Consider the following 21106-nt stretch of genomic DNA (forward strand, 5'->3'; position numbering starts at 1 on the left):
GTCTCCGCGCCGCCTGCTACGGCCCGGACGGGCGTTTGGCTCTTGACAGCCCTGCCCGCCCGCGTCAATCCACCGGCTCGTTTTCTCGACCACTGCAGGATGAACGCCTTGGCCAAGCCCGAACTCGGCGTTAAGCGCGTGTGCCCCGAAACCGGGCGCAAGTTCTACGACCTCAACCGCGACCCGGTCGTCTCGCCCTACACCGGCGTCGCCTATCCCATGAGCGCGTTCGAGCCGATCGCCTCCAAGAAGCTGCGCGCCGCGGCCGAAAAGGCGAGCGCGCGCGAAGACGCCGACGATGAGGAGGTGGTCGAGGACGTCGACACCATCTCGCTGGAGGACGCCGACGCCGAGAGCTCCGGCGGCAAGGACGGCGCCGAAGACGACGCCGACGACGTGGATGTGGACGCCGACGACGACGCCGAGGCGTTCCTCGAGGCCGACGAGGATTCCGACGACGACGTGACGGAAATCATCGGCGATCGGGAAAAAGACGAAGAGGCTTGAACCGCGCATCGAATCGTGGTTCTAGGAGCGCCGCCCCGGTCCACATGGGGCGGCGGCCTCGCCGGCCTCAAGCCTAGGCGAGGCGCTTCCTGTTTCGACGGGACGCACTGACTGTCCGGTCCGCGGCCTAATCCCAACGCCGCATCAGACCGCACCCCGGTGGGGCCATAGCTCAGTTGGGAGAGCGCTTGAATGGCATTCAAGAGGTCGGCGGTTCGATTCCGCCTGGCTCCACCATTTTTCCGTCACGCCCTCGCAAGAGGCTGACTTTAGACGCTGACCGCCAAGGTTCGCGTCTGCGGCTCCGACTTCGCCGACACCCGGCGACAACAGAGCCGACTGCAAGTTTTACGTCCGGTCCGCGGCTCGATCCCAACGCCGCAGCGGACCGCACCCCGGTGGGGCCATAGCTCAGTTGGGAGAGCGCTTGAATGGCATTCAAGAGGTCGGCGGTTCGATTCCGCCTGGCTCCACCAACGTACCCGACGTCGCCCCGCCACGGGGCTCCGGCAGTCCGACCACCAGTCGAATCTGCCTCCAATCGATCTCCCGCTCTGCGCCCTTCCTGCCCTTGGCGATCGCGACATTGAAGATGCCGGCGAGGTCGCCGTGCACGTCGATGACGAGACCGTCCTTGGGATCGGGCGTGATCACGATGCGCTCGACCAGCGCGCGAACCAAGCCGGTGGCCTCCGCCCGGCTGTCCGGTTCGGACATCGCCCGAATCAGCGACGCCACCTCCTGCCGCTCGCGCAGCGCCATGTTCGGGTTCAGCGGCGCCGGAGCCTCTTGGGTCGACATCAGCAGCCAGCGCAGCTCCTTCCGCCGGTCGAGCAGGACGTGCATGTCCTCCTTGAGCTTGGGCGTCGCGAAGCCGTCCTTGATGGCCTGGACCATCCGGTCGTCCTGCCGGTCGAGCTTCACGAGCTCGGCCCTGTAGCCCTCGATCGCGGCGTTGCGCTCGATGCGCAAGCGGTTGAGGTGCGCCGCGCACTCCTCGCAGAAGGTCGCCACGAGCGCAGGATCCATCAGGTTCCGCTGCAGGACGAGAAGCGCCGTGCGCTCCGGGTCCGCCTGCCGCACGGCCTGCAGAACCCTGCCTTTCCCTCGAGCCGATGCTGGACAGTCCCTCACTCCCTATGAAAAGGCGCTCTATCGGCAGCGCCACAAGGTCGAGAACCTCTTGGGTTCAAAAGCCGCACCGCAAGTCAGCTTTCGGGCTCAAGGATCAGAACGGAGAGATCGTTCGCCTGTCTCACTGGCATGCCCAATTGGATTGGAACAAGTATAAACTATTGAAAACGTTTATCCTTTCTTGGAAGGCGTGTTACCGCTAGGGCGTAGCTGACGATCGACGCCGGACCCGTAATGCGCCGCTGGAACCTCGACGCCCTGTTTCGCCAAAGCGCCAAGGCGATCGGCTGCGGCCTCGTCCGGCGCGGGATGTCGCCCGACGCAGCCGGGGACATCGTCCAGGACGCCTTCGTGCGCCTGATGACCGCCTCGACCAACGACCCGCAGGACGCCCGCCAGGACGATCGGCCGGAGGGCTATCTCGCCATGGTCGCCCGCAACCTCGCGCTCGACGCCGCCCGCCGGGAGCGCATCGCGCCGTTCGCTTCCGTTTCTCCGGAGGCGCTGGCGCTCGCGGCCGATCCCGAGCCCTCGTCCGAACGGCGGTTGGCCGATCGGCAGCGCCTCGCGCTGGCGATGGCGGCCCTCGACGAACTGCCCGAGCGCACACGTCGGGCGTTCGAGCTCAACCGGATGCAGGGTCTCACCCTGGCCGAGGTTGGGCGCGAGCTTGGCCTCTCCACCTCACGCGCCGGAGCGTTGGTGAAGGAGGCCTACTCCCACCTCCGAAGCCGGACGGCCGCCGGCGCGTGATCGCAGCCGTCGCGGCGCGCCCGAACGAGAAATCCGCTATCCTCTCTCGTTATCGCTAGTGTAAGCGACCGGGCGGCGCCGTGGGCGCAAGGCCTTTTGTGAGCCGGACCGAGGATGGCGGAGCTGCTGCGCGACGACGACGGCCTCTGGAGCGAGGCGTTTGATCTTTTGCTCCGGCTTCAGGCTGATCCCGACAATCCGGTCGCGCGCGAGACCGCGGAGCGGTGGCTCGCGCGCAGCGCAGACCACCGCCGGGTCTGGGGCGAAGCGATCCGCCTGCACGAGTTGGGAGGCGAGGCGCTCGCCGCCCGGAGCGCGCCGCAACCTCGCGTTCCGTCGCGCCGGCGCGTCCTCGCCGGCGGCGGCGCGGCGCTCGCAGCCGGCGCCGCCGGGGCCGTCGTTCTCCCTGGCGCCATCGTCCGGGCGCGCGCCGACGTGGCGACGGGGGTCGCGGAGCGCCGTCAGGTCACCCTGCCGGACGGCTGCCCGGCGGAGCTCGGGCCCGAGACCGCCCTGCGTTACGATTTCTCCGACACCCGCCGCTCGGTCGAGCTGCTTCGCGGCATGGCCTATTTCGAGCCCCTCCCCGGCGCCCAGGCCTTCGTCGCCATCGCCGCCGGGGTCAAGGCCTCCACCGCGAGCGCGGCGTTCGAGATCCGGGAAGAGGCGGGCGTCGTCACCGTCGGCGTGGAGCGCGGGCTGGTCGAGATGCCCGCCGCTGGCCGGCTCGGACCGGGAGACTGGTGCGCGTTTGGCGACGACGGCCGCCTGCAGCGCGGGCGCACGCCGGTCGACAGGGTCGCAGGCTGGCGCCAGGGGCTGATCTTCGCCGACAGCGACACCCTAGCCTCGGTGGCCGCCCGTGTCGCGCGCTGGAGCGCGGCGCGCGTGGTCATCGCGGACGCGACCCTCGGCGGCGAGCGGATCAGCGGCGTGTTCGACCCAACCGCGCCGCTCGACGCGCTCGTGGCGGCGGTTGCGCCACTTGGCGGATCGGCGCGCCCCGTCACCCCCTGGCTCGTCGTACTGTCCCGCTTCTGAGCCTGCGGAGCACATCTGCGCAGGAAATTCCAAAGCGCCGTTCGTTCTCGAAAGCGGGACGGATCGGACGCACGCGCGCCGCTCCGTCGATCGATCAATCATCGGGGACGACGGGCGTGACATCGGGACATCGGAACGGACGAGGCGTCGCTGCGCGCCTTGCGGCGAGCTTGCTGGCGGGCGCGGCGCTGACCACGTCTGGAGGCGTTAAAGCGCAGACGGCGCCCGAACGCCCGTTCTCGATTCCGGCCGGCCGTCTCGGCGACGCGCTCGCCGCTTTCGGGCGTCAGGCCGGTCTTCAGCTCGCCTACCGGCCTGATCTCGCCACGGGCAAGACCACCGCAGGCCTGACCGGGCCCGCGACCCCGGACGCCGCCCTGCGCCGGCTGCTCGCCGGGACGGGGCTGACCTACCAACTCACCTCGGCCCGAACGGCCGTCATCACCGCGCCCGCCGCCTCCGTGGACGACGCGCCCGACGCGGACGGCTCGCTGGTGCTCAGCCCGATCCAGATCACCGGCGCCGGAGGGGTCTCGCCGGCGGACGCGCCTTACGTGACGCCGGCGTCGACCGCGCACATCTCGGCCGAAACGATCGAGCGTTTCCGGGGATCGAGCCCGGCCGACATCTTCCGCGGCACGCCCGGCGTCCTGTCGGGCGAGGCCCGCAACGGCGCCGGGGCGATCGACGTGAACATCCGCGGCATGCAGGGCATGGGCCGCGTCGCCACCACGATCGACGGCGCGGAGAACGCCATGACGATCTATCAAGGCTATCAGGGCGTCTCGAACCGCACCTACATGGACCCTGACCTCCTTGGCGGAGTGGACATCATCAAGGGCTCCGACGCGGCGTCCTTCGGCGTCGCCGGCACGGTCGCGATGCGCACGCTGAACGCCTCGGACCTGGTCGAGGATGGGCGGGACTACGGCGTGCGGGTGAAAGGCGGCTTCGGAACCAATACGACCAAGCCGAGCGACAATGCTCAAGGCGGCTACAGCTGGCCGAGCTGGGCCGGCGCGCCGGCCGTCGCCACGCCGTCGTCCAATGGCATGGACAGGCCGGGCTTCCTCGAGCCGAGCAGCGGGTTCGGCAGCGCCGTCGCGGCTGTGAAGCAAGAGAACTATGAGCTGATCGGCGGCTTCGCCTATCGCAAGCAGGGCAATTACTTCGCCGGCAAGAACGGAGGAGACGGCGCGAAGCCGGTCCATACCGGGCCGAGGACGGTGTGCAGCTCAACCGGCTGGTGCCAGGGCTGGACCGATTACGTCGAGAACGGCGGCCTCACGAACTACCGCGCCGGCGAAGAGGTGCTCAACACGCAGCTCGAGACCAAGTCTTGGCTCTTCAAGGGCACGGTGCGGTTCGACGACGACCAAAGCCTGCAGGTGGGCTACACCGGCTTCCGCGCGGACACGGGGTCGCAGTTCGCTTCGCGCCTCACCGACGAACGCTCGCAACCCTACCAACTGGCGCTGTCCTCGAAGACCGACCTCGACACGCTGACGAGCCGCTACCGCTGGGCGCCGGCCGACAATCCGCTGATCGACCTCAAGGCGAACGTTTACTGGAGCCAACTGGAGGTCCGGGGCCCTAACCCCGTCTCCTACGCCGTCTATAAACGGGGCGATTTCCGGCCCGGCTCCGACACCGACATGTGGGGCGGCGAAATCTCCAACCTGTCGAAGCTCCACCTCGCCTACGGTGATCTCGACCTCACCTACGGCGTCGCCTACCGCGGCGAGGACACTCGGCCGGGCAAAGGCACCCGTGCGGTCATGTCCTGGCTCGATCCCCGCGACGCCGTGCGCAACGAAGCCGCCGGCTTTGTGAAGTCTTCGTTCAAACCGGTCGACTGGCTGACGCTCAACGGCGGCCTGCGTTACACGCATTTCTGGTCGAAGGACCGCAACGACCCCGGTGAGGACTGGGATCGCGGCTACGACTACCGCGTCAAGCGCAGCGAGGGCGGCTTCAGCCCGTCGGTCGGCGTGACGGTCGAGCCGCTCGCCGGGGTTCAGCTCTACACGAACTACTCCAGCACGCTTCGCGCCCCGAGCATCATCGAGGCCGCGACCGGCTTCACCATGGGCGTTAGTCCGAACGTGAAGCCCGAACGCTCCCGCAACTGGGAGATCGGAGCGAACTTCCGCAAGGAGGGCCTGTACGCAGCCGACGACAAGGGAATGATGAAGCTCAGCTACTTCAACTGGGACGTCAAGAATTACATTTCCCGTCACTACACAAGCTATGAGCTGAACGGAGCGCTTGTGTCAGGCATGCAGATCTTCAACATAGACAGGGCGAAGTTCGAAGGTCTTAAGTTTTCCGGCGTGTACGAAAACGCAGGTTTCAAAGCCGAATTTACGGCAAACTATTATCTCGACGTCACCTTCTGCCGCACCGCCGACGCTTGCGAAAGCAAGTCGCTTTACTCCGACTACAGCACGAACCACGTCCCGCCGGAGTATTCGCTCAGCCTGACGGCTTCGCAGGAGTTCTGGAAAACGCTCACCCTCGGCGGCCGCGTCCAGCATGTGGGCAAGCGCGCCATCGGCCATGGCGACGCCACCGCGCAGGGAATGAGCCAGTTCATCGCCTTGGTGGACTGGAAGCCGTACACGCTCGTGGACGTGTTCGCCACATACAAGATCAACGAGTATTTCACGGCGAACGTTGGGGTCGAGAACCTGACGGACAAATACTACGTCGACCCGCTGTCTCTCGTTCTGCAGCCGGCGCCCGGCCGGACCTTCACCGCCTCGCTCACCGCGAAGTTTTGAGCCGGCCCGTCCCGAACCAAGCTCCGATCCTGGAAAGTCGAATGGAAACGCTCGATCTCGTCAGCCATGGCGATAGCCTCTCGAAACGGCTGAAAGCGGACACCGCCGCGCAGCACGAGGAACTGGACGCCGCGATCATGGCGGGGCGGCCGTTCGCGAGCCTGGACCTTTATGGCCGGTTCCTCGACGTGCAGCGCTCCTTCCACCGGGATATCGACGAGCTCTATGGCGACCCGGAGCTGATCCGGCTCCTTCCGGGCTTGCCCGCGCTGCGGCGTCTGCCCCTGATCGTTCAGGACCTGGCCGATCTCGGCCTGCCATCCCCGGAGGACGCCGACGCTCCCGTCTTCGCCCAGGGCGAGACCCACGACGTCGCCGAGGCGCTCGGGTGGCTCTACGTGGCGGAGGGCTCCAATCTCGGCGCGGCGTTCCTGCTCAAGCGGGCGGCGGGGCTCGGCCTGTCCGAAAGCTTCGGCGCGCGGCATCTGGCGCCCGCCGCCGAGGGACGCGGGCTGAGCTGGCGCACATTCGCCGCAGCGCTCGACGCCGCCCCGCTCGGCGCCACCGGAGCCGCGCGCGCCTCGCGCGGCGCGCAGGCGGCCTTCGCCCGCATCCGAGGCCGGGTGGCGAAAGCCTTCTGAGCCATGGGTCGGACGGCCTCGATCGCAGCGAGCGCGACCGACCATGACGTCCTGCGCTGGACGTCGGCCGCGCTCTGGGTGGTCGCCCTGCACGCGGGCGTCGCATGGTGGGCGTTGCGTTCCACGCCGATCGCCCTGCCTCCCGGCCCGCCGCCGGCGATCATGATCGATCTCGCGCCCCTGCCCGAGGCGGTCGCGACCGACGCCGAGCAATCCGCGCCGGATGAAGTGTTTGCGGAAGCCGCCGAGGCGGCGGCCGCCTCGCGGTCCGAAGCCATCCCCGACGAGGCTGAGACCGAGGAGCCCGACGAGATCGCGGAGGCGACGACCGATGATGCGATCGAGCCGGAGTTGCCGGAGCTCGAGGCGGTCGAGGTTCCGCTTCCCACGGCGCGGCCCGAAGTGCGCCGAACCTTGGGAGAGACGCCGCTAAGGCCAAAGCCCAGGAAGCCCCGTGCGACGCCCTCGGCTCCGAGCGCGCCGCGTCAGGCCTCGGCCGACCGACAGCAGGCGAGCGCGCCGGTCGCTCCGTCGGACCGCACCGCCGCTTCCGCAAGCGCCTCCGGCGCCGCCGGCGAAAGTCCCGTGACCTGGCAGGCCCGCCTGATGGCGCATCTGGAGCGGCGCAAGCTCTATCCGTCCGCCGCCCGCGCCCGAGGGGAGACGGGGACGGCCTACGTGCGGTTCCGCATCGACGGCAAGGGCAACGTGCTGTCGGTCTCGCTCGCGCGGTCGTCCGGTCATTCCGAGCTCGATCAGGCGGTGCTTTCGCTCGTCCGGCGCGCCTCGCCCGTGCCGGCGCCGCCTCCCCGCGCGCAGAGAATGATCACCGCGCCAGTACACTTCAGCGTTCGATAAGGCGCGTCCTATAGGTCGACGCTTTCGATCTTTCGAGCTCCAGGGCGACTTAAGCGGGCCTCGCAACTTCAGGTTTCGAATCGGTCCGTGGCGCGCCCCTTCTGGTCCCTCGATCATTGTGAGAGCCCAGCGGGTTGATGGCCGATCTGCTGCGCCGGCGGGAGCGGCCGTGCGGCGAGCTGATCAAGTCGCGCAGGCGAACGGCCGAGGGGCTCGGGCGCGCCGCTTCCGGCGGTCAATCCCCCGTGCGCCAAGTGCGGCCTGAGGTGGTTGCAGTCGATGCGCCGGCGCTCGATGACGGCGCGGGGCTTCGTCCATCTCGCCGCCGTCGTCGACCGGCTCAGATGGACCGAGCCGGCTTCCGCGTAAGCTACGAGGATGTCCACCGCAGTTTGGAATTCATATAAAACATTGATCTTGAAGGGTTTTCATCATTTGGGTATGTAGCCCCGGGCTGAGGGCGGCATGATGAGTGTTTCGTTTCGGGGCGGGACGGAAGCGCCCGCCGACATGGATGCGCTCTTTCGCGCCTACAGCGACGATCTCAGGCGCTACGCCTATCGACGCCTTCGCGACCCGGAGGCCGCGGCCGATCTGACGCAGGAGGCGTTTCTCCGTTATGTCGCGAGCCGGCGAGACGAGCGCTCCGACGCGCCCGCGTCCCAGTTCTTCCTTTGGCGGATCGCGGGCAATCTGATCGTCGATCTCGTGCGTCGGGAGCGCCGCCAGGGGCGCGCTTTGCCGTTGGAGCAGGCGGCGACGCTGGCGGACGCCGCGCCGCTCGCCGATCAAAGCCTGATCGCCCGGCAGGATTTCGCGCTGCTCAGGGCCGCGCTCGACGGCCTGCCGCCGAAGACGCGGACCGCGCTTCTGCTCAACCGCGTGGCGGGCCTTTCCCATGCCGAGATCGCGGCGCGCCTGTCCGTTTCGCCGAGCATGGTCAGCAAGCACATCATGAAGGCGCTCAAGGTCTGCCTCCAAAGTCTTGACTCGGCGGCCGGCTGATCCCTGTCGGCTTTTGCTCCCCAGACGTCTTAAAGACGGGAAGACCGCGGGAGAACGCCCAGGCGATGACGGACGACGCCAAGAACACGCTGGACGCCCTGACTGAGGCGGCGCTGGAGCGCATCGTCCACCTGCATTCCGGCTCCGCCGTCGCGCAGGACTGGGAGGCCTATGAAGACTGGAAGGCCTCGAGCGCGGAGCGGCGGGCGGCGGCGGAACGGGCCGAACTGCTGTGGGCGCGTCTCGGCCCGGCTCTGAAGCCTCGGCCCGGCGGCGGAACCGTGGCGATCTTCGCGGCGCTGGCGATCGGCCTCGGCGGCGCGTTCGCGGTGGGAGCATTCGGTCCGCCGGGCGCCTTTTTCGCGGACGAACGCACATCCGTGGGCGAACGGCGAACCATCTCCCTCGCGGACGGCTCCACCGTGGAGGCGGACGCCTCGACGAGCTTCGACGTGGATCTGACGCCCGGCGAGCGCAGGCTGAAGCTCTATTCCGGCCGCCTCCATGTGACGGTGTCGCCGGACGCCGCCCGCCCCTTTATCGTCGCGGCGGGGAATCTCGAAGCACGGGCGCTCGGCACCGCTTTCGCGGTCGAACAGGCCTATGACGCGACCAGCGTGCTGGTCACCGAGAGGCGCGTTCGGGCGAGCGACGTCCGCACCGGCGATCAGACCGAGCTCAGCGAGGGCGAGGAGGCGGAGATCCGGGACGGCGGCCTCCTGGCGCCCCGCGCCGTCGACGTGCGCGCGGCCACCGCCTGGCGCAGGGGCCTTCTGGTCTTCGACGACCAGCCGCTGGAGCAGGTCGCCCATGAAGTCAGCCGGTACGTGGGAGGACGGATCATCGTGCTCGGCGACGCCGGCCGGTTGAGGCTGACCGGCGCTTTTCCCACCAACGACGCCCCCGCATTGCTGGACGCCATCGCCGCGGCGCTTCCGGTCCACGTCACCCGGCTGCCCTTCCTGACCATCGTGCGAACGGCGGCGCGGTGAGAGTCCGGAATTTTTCTCGGGACGCCGGTGTCGAAGTTCCGTCCGCCGGCGTCTTCGTCGGTAAGAAGGCCGCGCGCGGCCGCGACGGCGAACGGGGATTGAAATGGCGGGACGGACGGGAACATGGCGACGGCGGGCGGCCGCCTTCGCGCTGGCGGGCGCAAGCCTGTGCGCGGCGGCGGGCCAGGTGCAGGCGGAGGACCGGGTTCGCTTCTCGATCCCGGCCGGGCCGCTCGGAGCGGCGCTGACGCAGTGGGCCGAGGCTTCGGGCCGCAAGCTTCTCTCGTCCGGATCGGCGGTGCGGGGCGTCAGGACGTCCGGCGTGCAGGGAAATCTCCCGCCGACGGAAGCGTTGCGGGTTCTCCTGGAGGGCACCGGCCTGTCCTACGAGAACATCGAACTGCACGCCCTGACGCTGGTGCAACTGCGCCGCGAAGGCGCGCTCACGGCGCAGGACGCGACCGAACTCGCGGAGATCTCGGTTGAGGGAGCTGGCCAGGGCGTTGCGCCTCAGGGCTACGCAGCGAGCGTCAGCCCCGGCGCCACGAAATCCGGCGCGCCGCTGGTCCGGACCCCGCGCGTCGTGAACGTCGTCACCCAAAAGCAGATGGAGGATCAGGGCGCGCAGACCGTCACGCAGGCGCTCCGCTACACCCCGGGCGTCGTCACGCAGTATGGCGACACGGACTCCCGCTACGACTGGCTGACGGTCCGCGGCTTCACGCCGAGGCGGTATCTGGACGGGCTGCGCCTCCCCTTCGGCGCCCGAGGCTACTCGCAGGCCCGCATCGAGCCGAACCTGCTTGAAAGCGTGGAGGTGCTGAAAGGACCGGCGTCCGGCCTTTACGGCCAGAGCAACCCAGGCGGTCTTCTGGCGATGACGAGCAAGACCCCGACCGAGACGGCGCGGGGCGAGATCGAACTGCTCGGCGGCAGCCATGATCGCAAGCAGGCGGCTTTCGACGTCTCCGGACCACTCGACGCGGACGGACGGTTTCTTTACCGGCTGATCGGCCTCGCCCGCGACGCGGACACTCAGGTCGACCACGTCGAAGACGACAAGCTCTTCATCGCGCCGAGCTTCACCTGGAAGCCCACGGAGAGCACCACCCTGACGCTGCTGGGGCACTATCAGAAGATCGACGACAAAGGCGGCGGCGCCCCGCCGGCCCTGCCGGCCATAGGGACGCTCTACCCCTCCTCCGGCTACGGCAAGCTCCCCTCGAGCACCTTCACCGGCGAACCCTCCTACGATCGCTTCGTCAACGAGCAGTGGTTCATGGGCTACAAGCTCTCCCATGAGCTCAGCGACGGCTGGACGCTGCGTCAGAACCTGCGATACGGCGAGGTGGACACTCATACGAGGCGTGTCCAGAGCTACTGCTTTTCGGCTGCGACCTGCTTGCCGACCAACCTCCTTCGCTACGCTTGGGCGTTCCCCGAGCGATCGCAGATGTTCACCGTCGACAATCAGGCGGAGGGGCGCTTTTCAACGGGCGAGCTGGAGCACACGCTGCTCGTTGGCGCCGACTTCACCCGTGAGAAGGCGGCCTATCGCGAGTCGAACCTGGCGTTCCTGAACCTGGGGAACTACAACGCCTTCGATCCCGGCGCCGGCCTTTCCGTGACGGAGCCGGCCGTCGCGACGCGCATCGACGCGGTCCAGCGTCAGTTGGGCCTGTACCTGCAGGACACGATCACGTGGCGCGCCTGGACGCTGCAGGCCGGCGCCCGTTACGACTGGGCGAAGAACCGGACAGCCACCGAGACCGTCTCGACCCACGCGATCAGTCGGGTGACGGCGGATGACGAAGCCTTCACCGGAAGCATCGGCTTGAGCTATCGGTTCGACAACGGTGTGGCGCCGTTTGTCGGCTACTCGACGTCGTTCTTGCCGGTGGCTGGCGTCGACGTGGGCGGCGATCCGTTCAAGCCCTCCGAAGGCGAGCAGGTCGAAGCCGGCGTGAAATACCAGCCGGACGGTTTCGACGGCCTTGTCAGCCTGTCCGCGTTTCACCTGACGCAGACGAACGCGGTCACGACCAATCCGACGACCGGCGCGGCGACCCAGACCGGAGAAATAACGGTCAAGGGCGTTGAATTTGAAGGCAAGGCCAATCTCGGCCATGGGTTCGAGGGCATCGTCTCCTACGCCTACACCGACGCCGAGATCACCCGCACGACCGCCGCAACCCAGCTTGGCAATCGCCCGGCCTTTGTGCCGAAGCATCAGGCGGGAGCCTGGCTGAACTACTCCTTCGGTCCCGGAGCGGCGGACGGACTAAGCCTCGGCGGCGGGGCCCGGTATTTTGGAGCGTCGTTCGGCAACGAGGCGAACCAGTTCAAGACGCCCGGCGTGACGCTGTTCGACGCCTCGCTGCGTTACGACCTAGGCCGGAAGATCGAGAGACTCAAAGGCGTATCGCTGCAAGTGAACGCGAGCAATATTCTGGACAAGAAGTATGTATCGACCTGCCTAGCCGCTTATGGCTGCAATTATGGCGACCGCCGCACCGTGTATGCGACGATGAAATACCGGTGGTGAACTGGACCCGGCGGTCGGTCCTGACCGCCACTTCGCTTCTGGTCGGAGGCGCGCGGGCTTACGCTTCTGGCCCGCGCGTCGTGGTGCTTGACTGGGCGCTGACGGAGCTCGCCCTTCTCCTGGGGGTGACCCCCGCCGCCGTCGCTGAAGCGCCCTACTACCGGACGCGGGTCGCTACGCCGCAGTTGCCGACGGCGGTGGTCGACGTCGGCCTCAGGGCGCAGCCGAACCTTGCGCTCATCGCGAGCCTCAGACCGGACCTCATCGTCCGCCTGCGCCATTACGGGCCGCCACAGGCTCGGCTGGAGGCCATCGCGCCGACGCTGGAGCTCGCGATCTACGAGGCTGACCGGCGCCCCTACGACCGGTCGCTTCAGGCGCTCGCACGCCTTGGAGACGCCTGCGGCGCGGCCGCCGAGGCGCCCGCCGTGCTGGCGCGCCTCGACGTGACGCTCGCTCGCGCGTCCGCCCGCCTCGCCGCGCATGGGGAGCGTCCTGTCCTGATCGCCAATTTTGCGGACGACCGAAGAGCGGACGTGTTTGGCAAAGGCTCGCTGTTCCAGACCGCGGTCGAGCGGATCGGGCTGACGAACGCCTACGCCGGCCCGACCAACATGTGGGGTTTCGCGACGCTGGGGCTGGACCGATTGGCCCGCTTCGAGGGCGCCAGACTGGTGGCGCTGTCGCCAGGCCCTCCGGTCTCGCTCGCGCGCAGCGCGCTGTGGCGGGCCATGCCGGCGTTTCATGACGTGGTGACGCTGCCGCCGGTATGGGTCTATGGCGGGCTCGCGAGCATGGCGCGCTTCGCGACCCTGCTCGCGGACGCGATCGAGAGCGCGCGATGACGCCGCGTTCGCTCTTCGCCGCCGCGCTGTTCGCCGCCGCCGCGGCGCTGTTCGCGGTGAGCGCGACGCGCCTGCTGCCTCCCGCCGAGTGGCTTTCCGCGCTGCTGGCGCCGCCCCCGAGCGACGTGTCCGCGATGATCGCCCACTACACGCTGTTCCCCCGCGTGGCGGTCGCGCTCGCCGCCGGCGCCGCGCTCGCGCTGTCCGGCCTCATCCTGCAGATTGCGCTGGACAACCCGCTCGCCGAGCCCTCCACCACCGGCGTCTCGGCGGGCGCCGTGCTCGCGCTCGCCCTGTTCGGGCCGGCGGGGCTGGGCGGCGCGTCGCAGTCGCTGGTCGCGCTCGCCGGCGGCCTGACGGCGGTGGGGTTCACGCTTGCGCTCGCGTCCCGCGGCGGCATGAAGCCGGCGACCATCGTGATCGCCGGCCTGGTGCTGAGTTTCGCGGCGAGCGCGGCGACGACGCTCATCGCTCTGTTCAATCATGAGTGGATGCGGTCGCTCTTTCTCTGGAGTTCCGGCTCGCTCCGGCAGAACGACTGGTCCGCCACGTCGAACCTCGTCGCCTTGCTGGCCGTTTCGTGGCTTGCCGCCGCAGGCTTGGTCCGCGCTTTCACCCTGGCCGCGCTGCGCGACGCAGGCGCCGCTGCGCTCGGCGGCGACCCGAAAACCATTCGCCTGACGGGTCTTGCGCTCGCGGCGGGTCTTGCGGCGCTGACCACGGCCGAGGTGGGAGCGATCGCCTTCGTAGGCCTCGCCGCGCCGCATCTCGCCCGCGCGGTCGGCGCCCGCACCGTCGGCGCGCGGCTGCTGTGGACTCCGATCTACGGCGCCGGGCTGCTGTGGCTCACCGACGAAATGGTGAAGCTCATCCCGCTCGATCTGCCGACGGGAGCGGCGACGGGGCTGCTCGGAGCGCCGCTGCTGATGGCGCTCGCCGCCCGCATGCGCCGTCCGTCGCTGACGCTTGCGCCGCTTTCAGCGCCGCCCCGGCGACGGCGTCCCCAGTGGGGCGCCTTGCTCGTCGCCGCCCTCGCCGCTCTGGCCGTGGCGCTCGTCGTCGAGCGCACGGCGGACGGTTGGACCCTGGCGACGCTGGATCAGGCGTTCGACTATCGCGTCCCGCGCTCCCTCGCGGCGTTCGGCGCGGGGATGGCCGTCGCTGTCGCGGGCGCGTTGCTGCAGCGCATGACCGGAAACGCCATGGCGAGCCCCGATATGATCGGCGTGAGCGCCGGCGCCGCCTTGGGGTTCCTCGCCTTGCTCTACGTCGCGCCCATGGCGGGCGCAGGCGCTCAACTCGTCGCGGGCGGTCTCGGCGCGGGCGTCGCTGCCGTCTGGGCGCTGAAAGGGGTTGGGCGCGGAGCCCCGCCGGAGCAACCTCTTCTGCTGGGCGTCGGCGTCGCGTCAGCCTTCACGGGCGTCGTCTCGTTCCTGCTGGCGAGCGGCGATCCGCGCATGGCGCTCGCCGTCACCTGGCTCAGCGGCTCCACCTACCAGGCGGACGCAAGTCGAGCGCTTGTCATCATCGTCGTGGCGGCAGGCGGCCTCGCGGCGGCGCTCGCTCTCGCCCGCCCGCTGCAGTTGCTGCCGCTCGGATCGGTCGCGCGCTCATCCGGCTTGCGCGTCGGCCAGGCGCAGGCGCTGACGCTCGCGCTCTCCAGCGTCCTCACCGCGGCCGCGACGCTGGTGATCGGTCCCCTCAGTTTCGTCGGCCTGATCGCTCCCCATGCCGCGCGCAGCGCGGGATGCCGCTCGCCTGCGAGCCTGCTCGCAGGATCGGCCCTCATCGGCGGCGCCCTCCTCGCCGCCGCGGACTGGATCGGACGGGTCGCGCTGTTCCCCTATGAGGTTCCCGCGGGCGTCATCGCCATGCTCCTCGGAGGCGCCGCGGCGCTCGTCGCTCTTTCGCGGTGACGCGGCGGTGACCGCCGACGAAGCAAGCCCATACGCGGGAGGCTGTGGCTCAACGACGGCTCGCGCCTGCGGCTTCGTCCGAAGCGACCCAATCACGTTGGTCCTACGACTTCGTCGAGGATCGAACCCACGGCGGCCACACGTTCAGGATGCTCAGCGTGACAAACCAGTTCACGCGCGAATGCATCGCCATCCGGATCGGGCGGAGGCCCCGGTCGACCGACGTCATCGACGTCCTGTCGGACCTGTTCATCCTGCGCGGCGCGCCCAACGCGCATAGCGGTTGCAGATCGTCCTGGAGGGACCGTGCCGGGACGGGACGTCCCGCCAGCCGGACCCGGTTTTCAGGATGTGCAGGACGCCCGAGATCAGCGCCGCCGGTCATCGACCCTGGCTTGCCCGGCGGATGCGGCTCCAGCGCCGACCACGCTTCGTCCGGGAGCCAGAACGGATCGCTCAGGACACCCTCCAGTCGCGGCGAAACTCAACGCCGAACGGAATCAGACCAAAGCGCCAGACAGTTGATTGGGTCCCCACCGCATGTAGGGGACAGTCTCTCACGCCAGACGGATTCTGGCGATCCACGACATTTTTGTCGCCGCCGAGAAGCCTGACTATAATTCCCGCGCAAATCACATTCTTCCGATTCGGAACATACAGAGACAGCTATCATTCCGGGCGATAGTCAAGACAACCAATTCTTTTACACTTTGATTATCAAGTATGAGCGTTCGTCAGCCGTAAATTGTACACCTCTGGGCGAGAATAATCGCTTTACTGATCTCCCTCAGAGCGGTGAAAGAGGTCCGGGTGAGATCAATTCGTAGGCGACGGCCTCCACCACCACTTCCATGACGGATCGTCGAACCTGCGCCGGGCAAGGTGGCAGGGCCACGCCCTAAAGAGCCGGGCCCGTTCTCGCGTTAGCGTTGGACAGGCCCCACCGTCTCATGCGTTGACCACAGGCCGGGCTTGGCGGATGTCTTGGTCGTCCGCAGGCAGCCGATGCTCACTCCGCGCGACGTCCAGATAAGGCAAGGGAGGCGACGTGGAGTTCATCGCCAACGCGATCAAATATGTGCCGGTGATCACGCTCGGCCTGCTGCCGATCATGAACCCGCTCAGCACCATCCCGCTGTTTCTGGCGCTGACCAAGCGCATGGCGCCGCACTGGCGGGCGCGGCAGGCGCGCCTCGCCTGTCTTTACGCCTTCCTGATCCTCGCGGCGTTCCTGTTCCTCGGCAACGGCATCATCGCGCTGTTCGGCATTTCGCTACCGGGCATCCGCATCGCCGGCGGGCTCATCATCATGGTGCTCGCCTTCCGCATGCTGTTTTCCGGACAGGGGCAGGAAGAGCCTCTGGAGGAGGGCGACGCGGAGGAGATCAAGCACGCCGAGCTGGACTTCTCGTTCTCGCCGCTCGCCATGCCGAGCCTCGCCGGCCCCGGCTCCATCGCAGTGGTGATGAGCTACGGCTCGCAGATCCCCGAAGGCCACTCCATCGACGGGCACGTCATCGTGCTGGTCGGCATCGCGCTGACGGTGCTGGTCGCCTATGTGGCGCTGATCTTCTCGAACTGGATCGCGAGGTTCCTCGGCGAGCACGGCATCCAGGCCATCACCAAGATCATGGGCTTTCTGCTCACCTGCGTCGCCGTGCAGTTCATCGCATCCGGCGTTCGCGAGTTCGTGGTGAGCTTTAGCGGCGCGTCCTGAAGCGGTGGTTGAGGCGGCTCCCGTGTTGTCCGCCGTCGTTTTGCGGGAGCCGCCTCGGCCGCAGCCACGGACCCAACCTCGCGGCGCATGGTTAACAGATGATTAACAGGCGCCCCGGCTACCCGCCGAACCTGTTCTTCGCCGAGAAGCCCCGCGGCGGAAGGCGGCCGGATTCGGCGCGGTTGCCGAGCCAGTCGCGCAGGTCCTCGCTCTTCAGCGACCAGGTGGCGCCGCTGTTGGTGACGAAGCTGAACCCCTCCGCCAGCGTGAACACCTTCACGTCCGACACGCCGCCGTCCTTGTAGCGCTGCAGCCGCACGCCGCGGCCGCGCGCCATCTCCGCCACCTGCGCCAGCGGGAACAGCAGCAGCTTGCGGTTCTCGCCCACGATCGCCACCGTGTCGCCCTGCGCCGGCGCAAGCCGCAGCAGCGTGACGCCGGGCTCCACGTTGGCCACCTGACGGCCCTTGCGGGTGGTGGCGAGAAGCTGCTCCTCCGCGACCACGAAGCCCCGCGCGTCGCTGGACACCACCAGCCGCCGCGCGCCCGGAACATGGGCGAACACGTCCACGATCTCGGCGCCCTCGTCCATGTCGACCATCAGGCGGATCGGCTCGCCCGCCCCTCGCCCGCCGGGCAGCTTCGCGGCGTCGAGCGTGAAGGTCTTGCCGGTGCTGGCGGCCACGATCAGCTTGGAGGTGGTCTCGGCGTGGAACGACAGCTTCAGCGCGTCGTCCGCCTTGAAGGTCAGGCCGGAGACGTCGGCGATGTGGCCCTTGAGCGCGCGGATCCAGCCCTTTTCGGACACCACCACGGTGACCGGCTCGCGCTCCACCAGCGCCTCGGCCATGGCCTCCGCGGCGCCGTCCGGCGGGCGCTCGAAGCTGGTGCGGCGCTTGCCCAGCGGAGTGTCCGGCCCGAAGGTCTTGGCGAGCCCGTCCAGCTCCCTGCCCACGCGCTTCCACTGGCGGGCCTCGGAGCCGAGCAGCGCGCGCAGCTCTTCGCCCTCCTTCGTCAGCTTGTCGTGCTCGCGCCGGATCTCGATCTCCTCGAGCTTGGCGAGCGAGCGCAGCCGCATGTTGAGAATGGCGTCGGCCTGGGTCTCGGTCAGGGCGAAGGCGGCGATCAGGTCGGCCTTGGGATCGTCCGCCTGCCGGACGATGCGGATCACCTCGTCCACGTTGAGGAAGGCGATCAGCAGGCCGTCGAGGATCTCCAGCCGCCGCACGATGGCGTCCAGCCGATGCTGGGAGCGGCGCTGGATCACCTCGCGCCGGTGGTCGAGCCACTGGCGCAGCGCGTCCTTGAGGCCGAGCACCATGGGCGTCTGGCCGCGCACCAGCACGTTCATGTTGAGCGGGATGCGGCTTTCAAGCTCGGTCAGCTTGAACAGTTGCTCCATCATCACCACGGGGTCCACCGTGCGGGCCCGCGGCTCGATCACGAGGCGCACGTCCTCGGTGGACTCGTCGCGCACGTCCGCCACCAGCGGCAGCTTGCGCTCGTTGATCAGCTCGGCGATGCGCTCCACCAGCCGGCTTTTGGGCACGAGGTAGGGAATTTCGGTGACGACCGCGATCCAGGTTCCCCGGCCCTGATCCTCCACCGCCCAGCGGGCGCGGGTGCGGAAACCGCCGCGGCCGGTGCGGTAGGCCTCCGCGATCACCGAGGGGCTGTCCACCACCACGCCGCCGGTGGGGAAGTCGGGTCCCTGCACATGGGCGAGCAGCGCGTCGGTGTCCGCCGCCGGGTCGGCCAGCAGCGCCTTCGCCGCCGCCACCAGCTCCGCCACGTTGTGCGGCGGGATGGAGGTGGCCATGCCCACCGCGATGCCCTGGCTGCCGTTCGCCAGCAGGTTGGGGAAGGCGCCCGGCAGGACGATCGGCTCCTTCTCCGTGCCGTCGTAGGTGGCGCGGTAGTCCACCGCGTCCTCGTCCAGCCCGTCCAGCAGCAGGCGCGCCACCTCGGTCAGCCGCGCCTCGGTGTAGCGCATGGCCGCGGCGTTATCGCCGTCGATGTTGCCGAAGTTGCCCTGCCCCTCCACCAGGGGCCAGCGCTGGGCGAAATCCTGCGCCAGCCGCACCAGCGCGTCATAGACCGACTGGTCGCCGTGGGGGTGGTACTTGCCGATGGTGTCGCCCACCACGCGGGCGCATTTCTTGAACGCCGCGCCGGGGTCGAGCTTCAGCTCGCGCATGGCCCACAGCACCCGGCGATGCACCGGCTTCAGCCCGTCGCGCACGTCGGGCAGCGCCCGCTGGGTGATGGTGGAGAGCGCGTAGGCGAGATAGCGCTCCTCCAGCGCCGACCGGAGTTCGACGGGCAGGACGCCGTCCTGCGGCGGAGGGGCGATGTCGCTCATGGCTTCCGACGTACTCCGCGCGGGCGATTCGGCGCAAGAACCTCTTGGGGCCTGTGGCTGAGGCGCATGGCCGCCCCGCGTTCGGGGCCTTGTCCGGGCGCGTGGGACGCACGACTTGGACAGGCGACACCGTAACGACTTCCGAGGTCTCTTCGATGACCGCTCTGTCCGTTCTCGACCTCGCCTTCATTCCCGAAGGCGGGGACGCCGCAGACGCCCTCGACCGCTCGCTGGAGCTGGCGCGCCGGGTCGAGGCGCTGGGGTACACCCGCTTCTGGCTCGCCGAGCACCACAACATGGTCGGCATCGCCTCCGCCGCCACCGCCGTGGTCATCGGCCATGTGGCGGCCGGCACCTCCACCATCCGGGTCGGTGCCGGAGGCGTGATGCTGCCGAACCACGCGCCGCTCGTGATCGCCGAGCAGTTCGGGACCCTCGCGACGCTGTTCCCCGGCCGCATCGACCTCGGCCTCGGCCGCGCGCCCGGCACCGACCAGCAGACGCTGCGCGCGCTGCGCCGGGACATGACCTCCGCCGACGCCTTTCCGCAGGACGTGCTGGAGCTGCAGACGCTGCTCGGCCCGCTGGACGAGGGCCGCCGGGTGCAGGCGGTTCCGGGCACGGGAACCAACGTGCCGCTCTGGATCCTCGGCTCCAGCCTGTTCGGCGCCCAGCTCGCCGCGGCGCTCGGCCTGCCTTACGCCTTCGCCTCCCACTTCGCGCCGGATTCCCTCGATCCGGCGCTGCGCGCCTATCGCGAGCGGTTCCAGCCTTCCGCCCAGCTCGACCGTCCCTATGCGGCCGTCGGCGTCAACGTGATCGCGGCGGACACGGACGCGGAGGCGCGGAGGCTGTTCACCAGCGCCCAGCAGAGCTTCACCCGGCTGTTCCGGGGAACCCGCGGCCTGCTGCCGCCGCCGCTGGACGACATCGACGGCTTCTGGAGCGAGCGCGAGAAGGCGCAGGTGTCGCACATGCTGTCCTGCTCCATCGTGGGCGGGCCGAAGACGGTGCGCGAGGGGCTGGAGCGGCTGAGCGAGCGCACCGGGGCCGACGAGTTCATCGTCGCCGCCGCCATCTGGGACCGGGAGGCGCGGCTGCGCTCCTACGACATCCTGGCGGACGCGGGCGGCCTCGCGGCCAGGCCCCGGCTGAGAGCCTGCGGCTAGGCTTTCGCCAGCGCCGCAAGGTAGGCCGCGCGGGCGTCGGGGGGCTTGAGGCCGCGCGGCTCCCACACCCATGCGTTGAGAAAATGCCCGGTGATGGCGAAGGCCGCGGCCACGTCGTCCCGGGTCGGCGCGGCGTTGGCGCCGGAAAGGTGCAGGAACGGCGGCAGCGGGAACAGGCGCGCCGCGTAAGGCGCGCCCGCCTCGCGGCCCACCGCCCGGCCCGATTTCGGCGACACGTAAGCGAGGTCGTCGCGCGCGCCGGTGGCGGCGCAGGCCGTGAGGTCGAGCCCGAAGCCGAGTTCGGACAGGGTCGCAAGCTCCAGCCGCGCCAGCAGCGCCGGCGCCGCCTGAGGGTCGTGCAGGCGGTCGGCCACCACCGTCGCCACGTCGTAGAGGGTTTCATGCGGCTCGCGCTCCGCCAGCAGGCGCAGCAGCCCCGCCAGATGCAGCACGCCATGGAGCGAGGCCGCCGCCTCCATCAGCCGCCCCGCGCGCGCGGCGACGGGCTCCACCGCGAAGGCGCCGAGATGGTCCTCCAGCCGGGCGCGCCAGGTGACGCCGACGGTGTTCCCCGGCTGCAGCGCCGGCCGCAGCCGGTGGGAGCGCCCGCCCCGCACCAGCCCGAGGTGCCGGCCATGGCCGCGGGTGAACAGCTCCAGCACCACGGAGGTCTCGCCGTGGCGGCGCCCCCCCAGGATCAGCCCGTCGTCGGTCCACTGCATGGCCGCACCATGGCGCCGCGAACGATCCGCGTCACGATTCGGAAAGCACGGCGCCGGGCGCTCGAACCTGATGCTGCGGCGCAGTATGAAGGAGGCGCCGTTTTTCCCGCTGAAGG

Annotated in this window: 16 protein-coding genes, 2 tRNA genes and 2 pseudogenes; 17 read left to right on the forward strand and 3 right to left on the reverse strand. The window is 69.1% G+C overall.

The genetic code is table 11. The annotated features are described in order from the left end of the window. Positions 1-108 precede the first annotated feature (108 nt). The 15 genes and pseudogenes from PKE85_RS04925 to PKE85_RS04995 form a co-directional block, all read left to right on the forward strand. The gene (locus tag PKE85_RS04925; RefSeq protein ID WP_271204077.1) at positions 109-507 is read left to right on the forward strand and encodes a TIGR02300 family protein; all 399 of its coding nucleotides are present in this window, start codon (positions 109-111) and stop codon (positions 505-507) included. A 161-nt stretch (positions 508-668) separates the two neighbouring features. Then, positions 669-744, forward strand: a tRNA-Ala gene (locus PKE85_RS04930). A 163-nt stretch (positions 745-907) separates the two neighbouring features. After that, positions 908-983: transfer RNA gene (locus tag PKE85_RS04935), tRNA-Ala, on the forward strand. Positions 984-1116: 133 nt separating this feature from the next. After that, positions 1117-1650, forward strand: coding sequence for a hypothetical protein (locus PKE85_RS04940; RefSeq protein WP_271203662.1), 534 nt, complete (start codon positions 1117-1119; stop codon positions 1648-1650). Between the two features lie 225 nt (positions 1651-1875). Further along, positions 1876-2394 (forward strand): sigma-70 family RNA polymerase sigma factor, encoded by a 519-nt coding sequence (locus PKE85_RS04945; protein ID WP_271203663.1) that lies wholly within the window; start codon positions 1876-1878, stop codon positions 2392-2394. A 114-nt stretch (positions 2395-2508) separates the two neighbouring features. Further along, positions 2509-3435, forward strand: coding sequence for a FecR family protein (locus PKE85_RS04950; protein WP_271203664.1), 927 nt, complete (start codon positions 2509-2511; stop codon positions 3433-3435). A 116-nt stretch (positions 3436-3551) separates the two neighbouring features. Further along, positions 3552-6218: a TonB-dependent receptor gene (locus PKE85_RS04955; protein WP_271203665.1), complete on the forward strand. Its 2667-nt coding sequence runs from the start codon at positions 3552-3554 to the stop codon at positions 6216-6218. Positions 6219-6259: 41 nt separating this feature from the next. Next, positions 6260-6859 (forward strand): biliverdin-producing heme oxygenase, encoded by a 600-nt coding sequence (locus PKE85_RS04960; RefSeq protein WP_271203666.1) that lies wholly within the window; start codon positions 6260-6262, stop codon positions 6857-6859. A gap of 3 nt (positions 6860-6862) precedes the next feature. Then, positions 6863-7717 (forward strand): cell envelope integrity protein TolA, encoded by an 855-nt coding sequence (gene tolA, locus PKE85_RS04965; protein ID WP_271203667.1) that lies wholly within the window; start codon positions 6863-6865, stop codon positions 7715-7717. A 510-nt stretch (positions 7718-8227) separates the two neighbouring features. Continuing rightward, a complete protein-coding gene (locus PKE85_RS04970; protein WP_271203668.1) occupies positions 8228-8722 on the forward strand; it encodes an RNA polymerase sigma factor in 495 nt (164 codons plus the stop codon). 65 nt (positions 8723-8787) lie between these two features. Continuing rightward, entirely contained in the window at positions 8788-9714 is a 927-nt protein-coding gene (locus PKE85_RS04975; protein ID WP_271203669.1) for a FecR family protein, read from the forward strand. A gap of 103 nt (positions 9715-9817) precedes the next feature. Continuing rightward, complete coding sequence (locus PKE85_RS04980; RefSeq protein ID WP_271203670.1) at positions 9818-12259, forward strand: TonB-dependent siderophore receptor; 2442 nt, start codon at positions 9818-9820, stop codon at positions 12257-12259. After that, positions 12253-13104, forward strand: a complete 852-nt coding sequence (locus PKE85_RS04985) for an ABC transporter substrate-binding protein (RefSeq protein ID WP_271203671.1) — start codon at positions 12253-12255, stop codon at positions 13102-13104. Before PKE85_RS04980 ends, PKE85_RS04985 begins: the two co-directional genes overlap by 7 nt. Further along, entirely contained in the window at positions 13101-15020 is a 1920-nt protein-coding gene (locus PKE85_RS04990; RefSeq protein WP_271203672.1) for an iron ABC transporter permease, read from the forward strand. The genes PKE85_RS04985 and PKE85_RS04990 overlap by 4 nt, the downstream gene beginning before the upstream one ends. A gap of 27 nt (positions 15021-15047) precedes the next feature. Then, positions 15048-15289: pseudogene (locus tag PKE85_RS04995) on the forward strand (DDE-type integrase/transposase/recombinase); the annotation flags it as partial. On the opposite strand, the pseudogene PKE85_RS05000 reads toward PKE85_RS04995, so the two are convergent. Next, positions 15279-15480 (reverse strand): annotated as a pseudogene (locus PKE85_RS05000) (transposase); the annotation flags it as partial. The pseudogenes PKE85_RS04995 and PKE85_RS05000 sit on opposite strands and share 11 nt — an antisense overlap. A 588-nt stretch (positions 15481-16068) precedes the next feature. On the opposite strand from PKE85_RS05000, the gene PKE85_RS05005 reads away from it, so the two are divergent. Beyond that, complete coding sequence (locus PKE85_RS05005) at positions 16069-16737, forward strand: MarC family NAAT transporter (RefSeq protein WP_271203673.1); 669 nt, start codon at positions 16069-16071, stop codon at positions 16735-16737. Positions 16738-16855: 118 nt separating this feature from the next. Here the strand turns inward: PKE85_RS05005 and parC are convergent, their stop codons facing one another. Continuing rightward, entirely contained in the window at positions 16856-19099 is a 2244-nt protein-coding gene (gene parC, locus PKE85_RS05010; protein WP_271203674.1) for a DNA topoisomerase IV subunit A, read from the reverse strand. A gap of 155 nt (positions 19100-19254) precedes the next feature. On the opposite strand from parC, the gene PKE85_RS05015 reads away from it, so the two are divergent. After that, positions 19255-20268, forward strand: a complete 1014-nt coding sequence (locus PKE85_RS05015) for an LLM class flavin-dependent oxidoreductase (RefSeq protein ID WP_271203675.1) — start codon at positions 19255-19257, stop codon at positions 20266-20268. Here the strand turns inward: PKE85_RS05015 and recO are convergent. Then, positions 20265-20990: a DNA repair protein RecO gene (gene recO, locus PKE85_RS05020; protein WP_271203676.1), complete on the reverse strand. Its 726-nt coding sequence runs from the start codon at positions 20988-20990 to the stop codon at positions 20265-20267. The two genes, PKE85_RS05015 and recO, sit on opposite strands and share 4 nt — an antisense overlap. Positions 20991-21106: the final 116 nt, after the last annotated feature.

The organism is Methylopila jiangsuensis, assembly GCF_027922305.1.
GTDB classification, from domain to species: domain Bacteria; phylum Pseudomonadota; class Alphaproteobacteria; order Rhizobiales; family Methylopilaceae; genus Methylopila; species Methylopila jiangsuensis.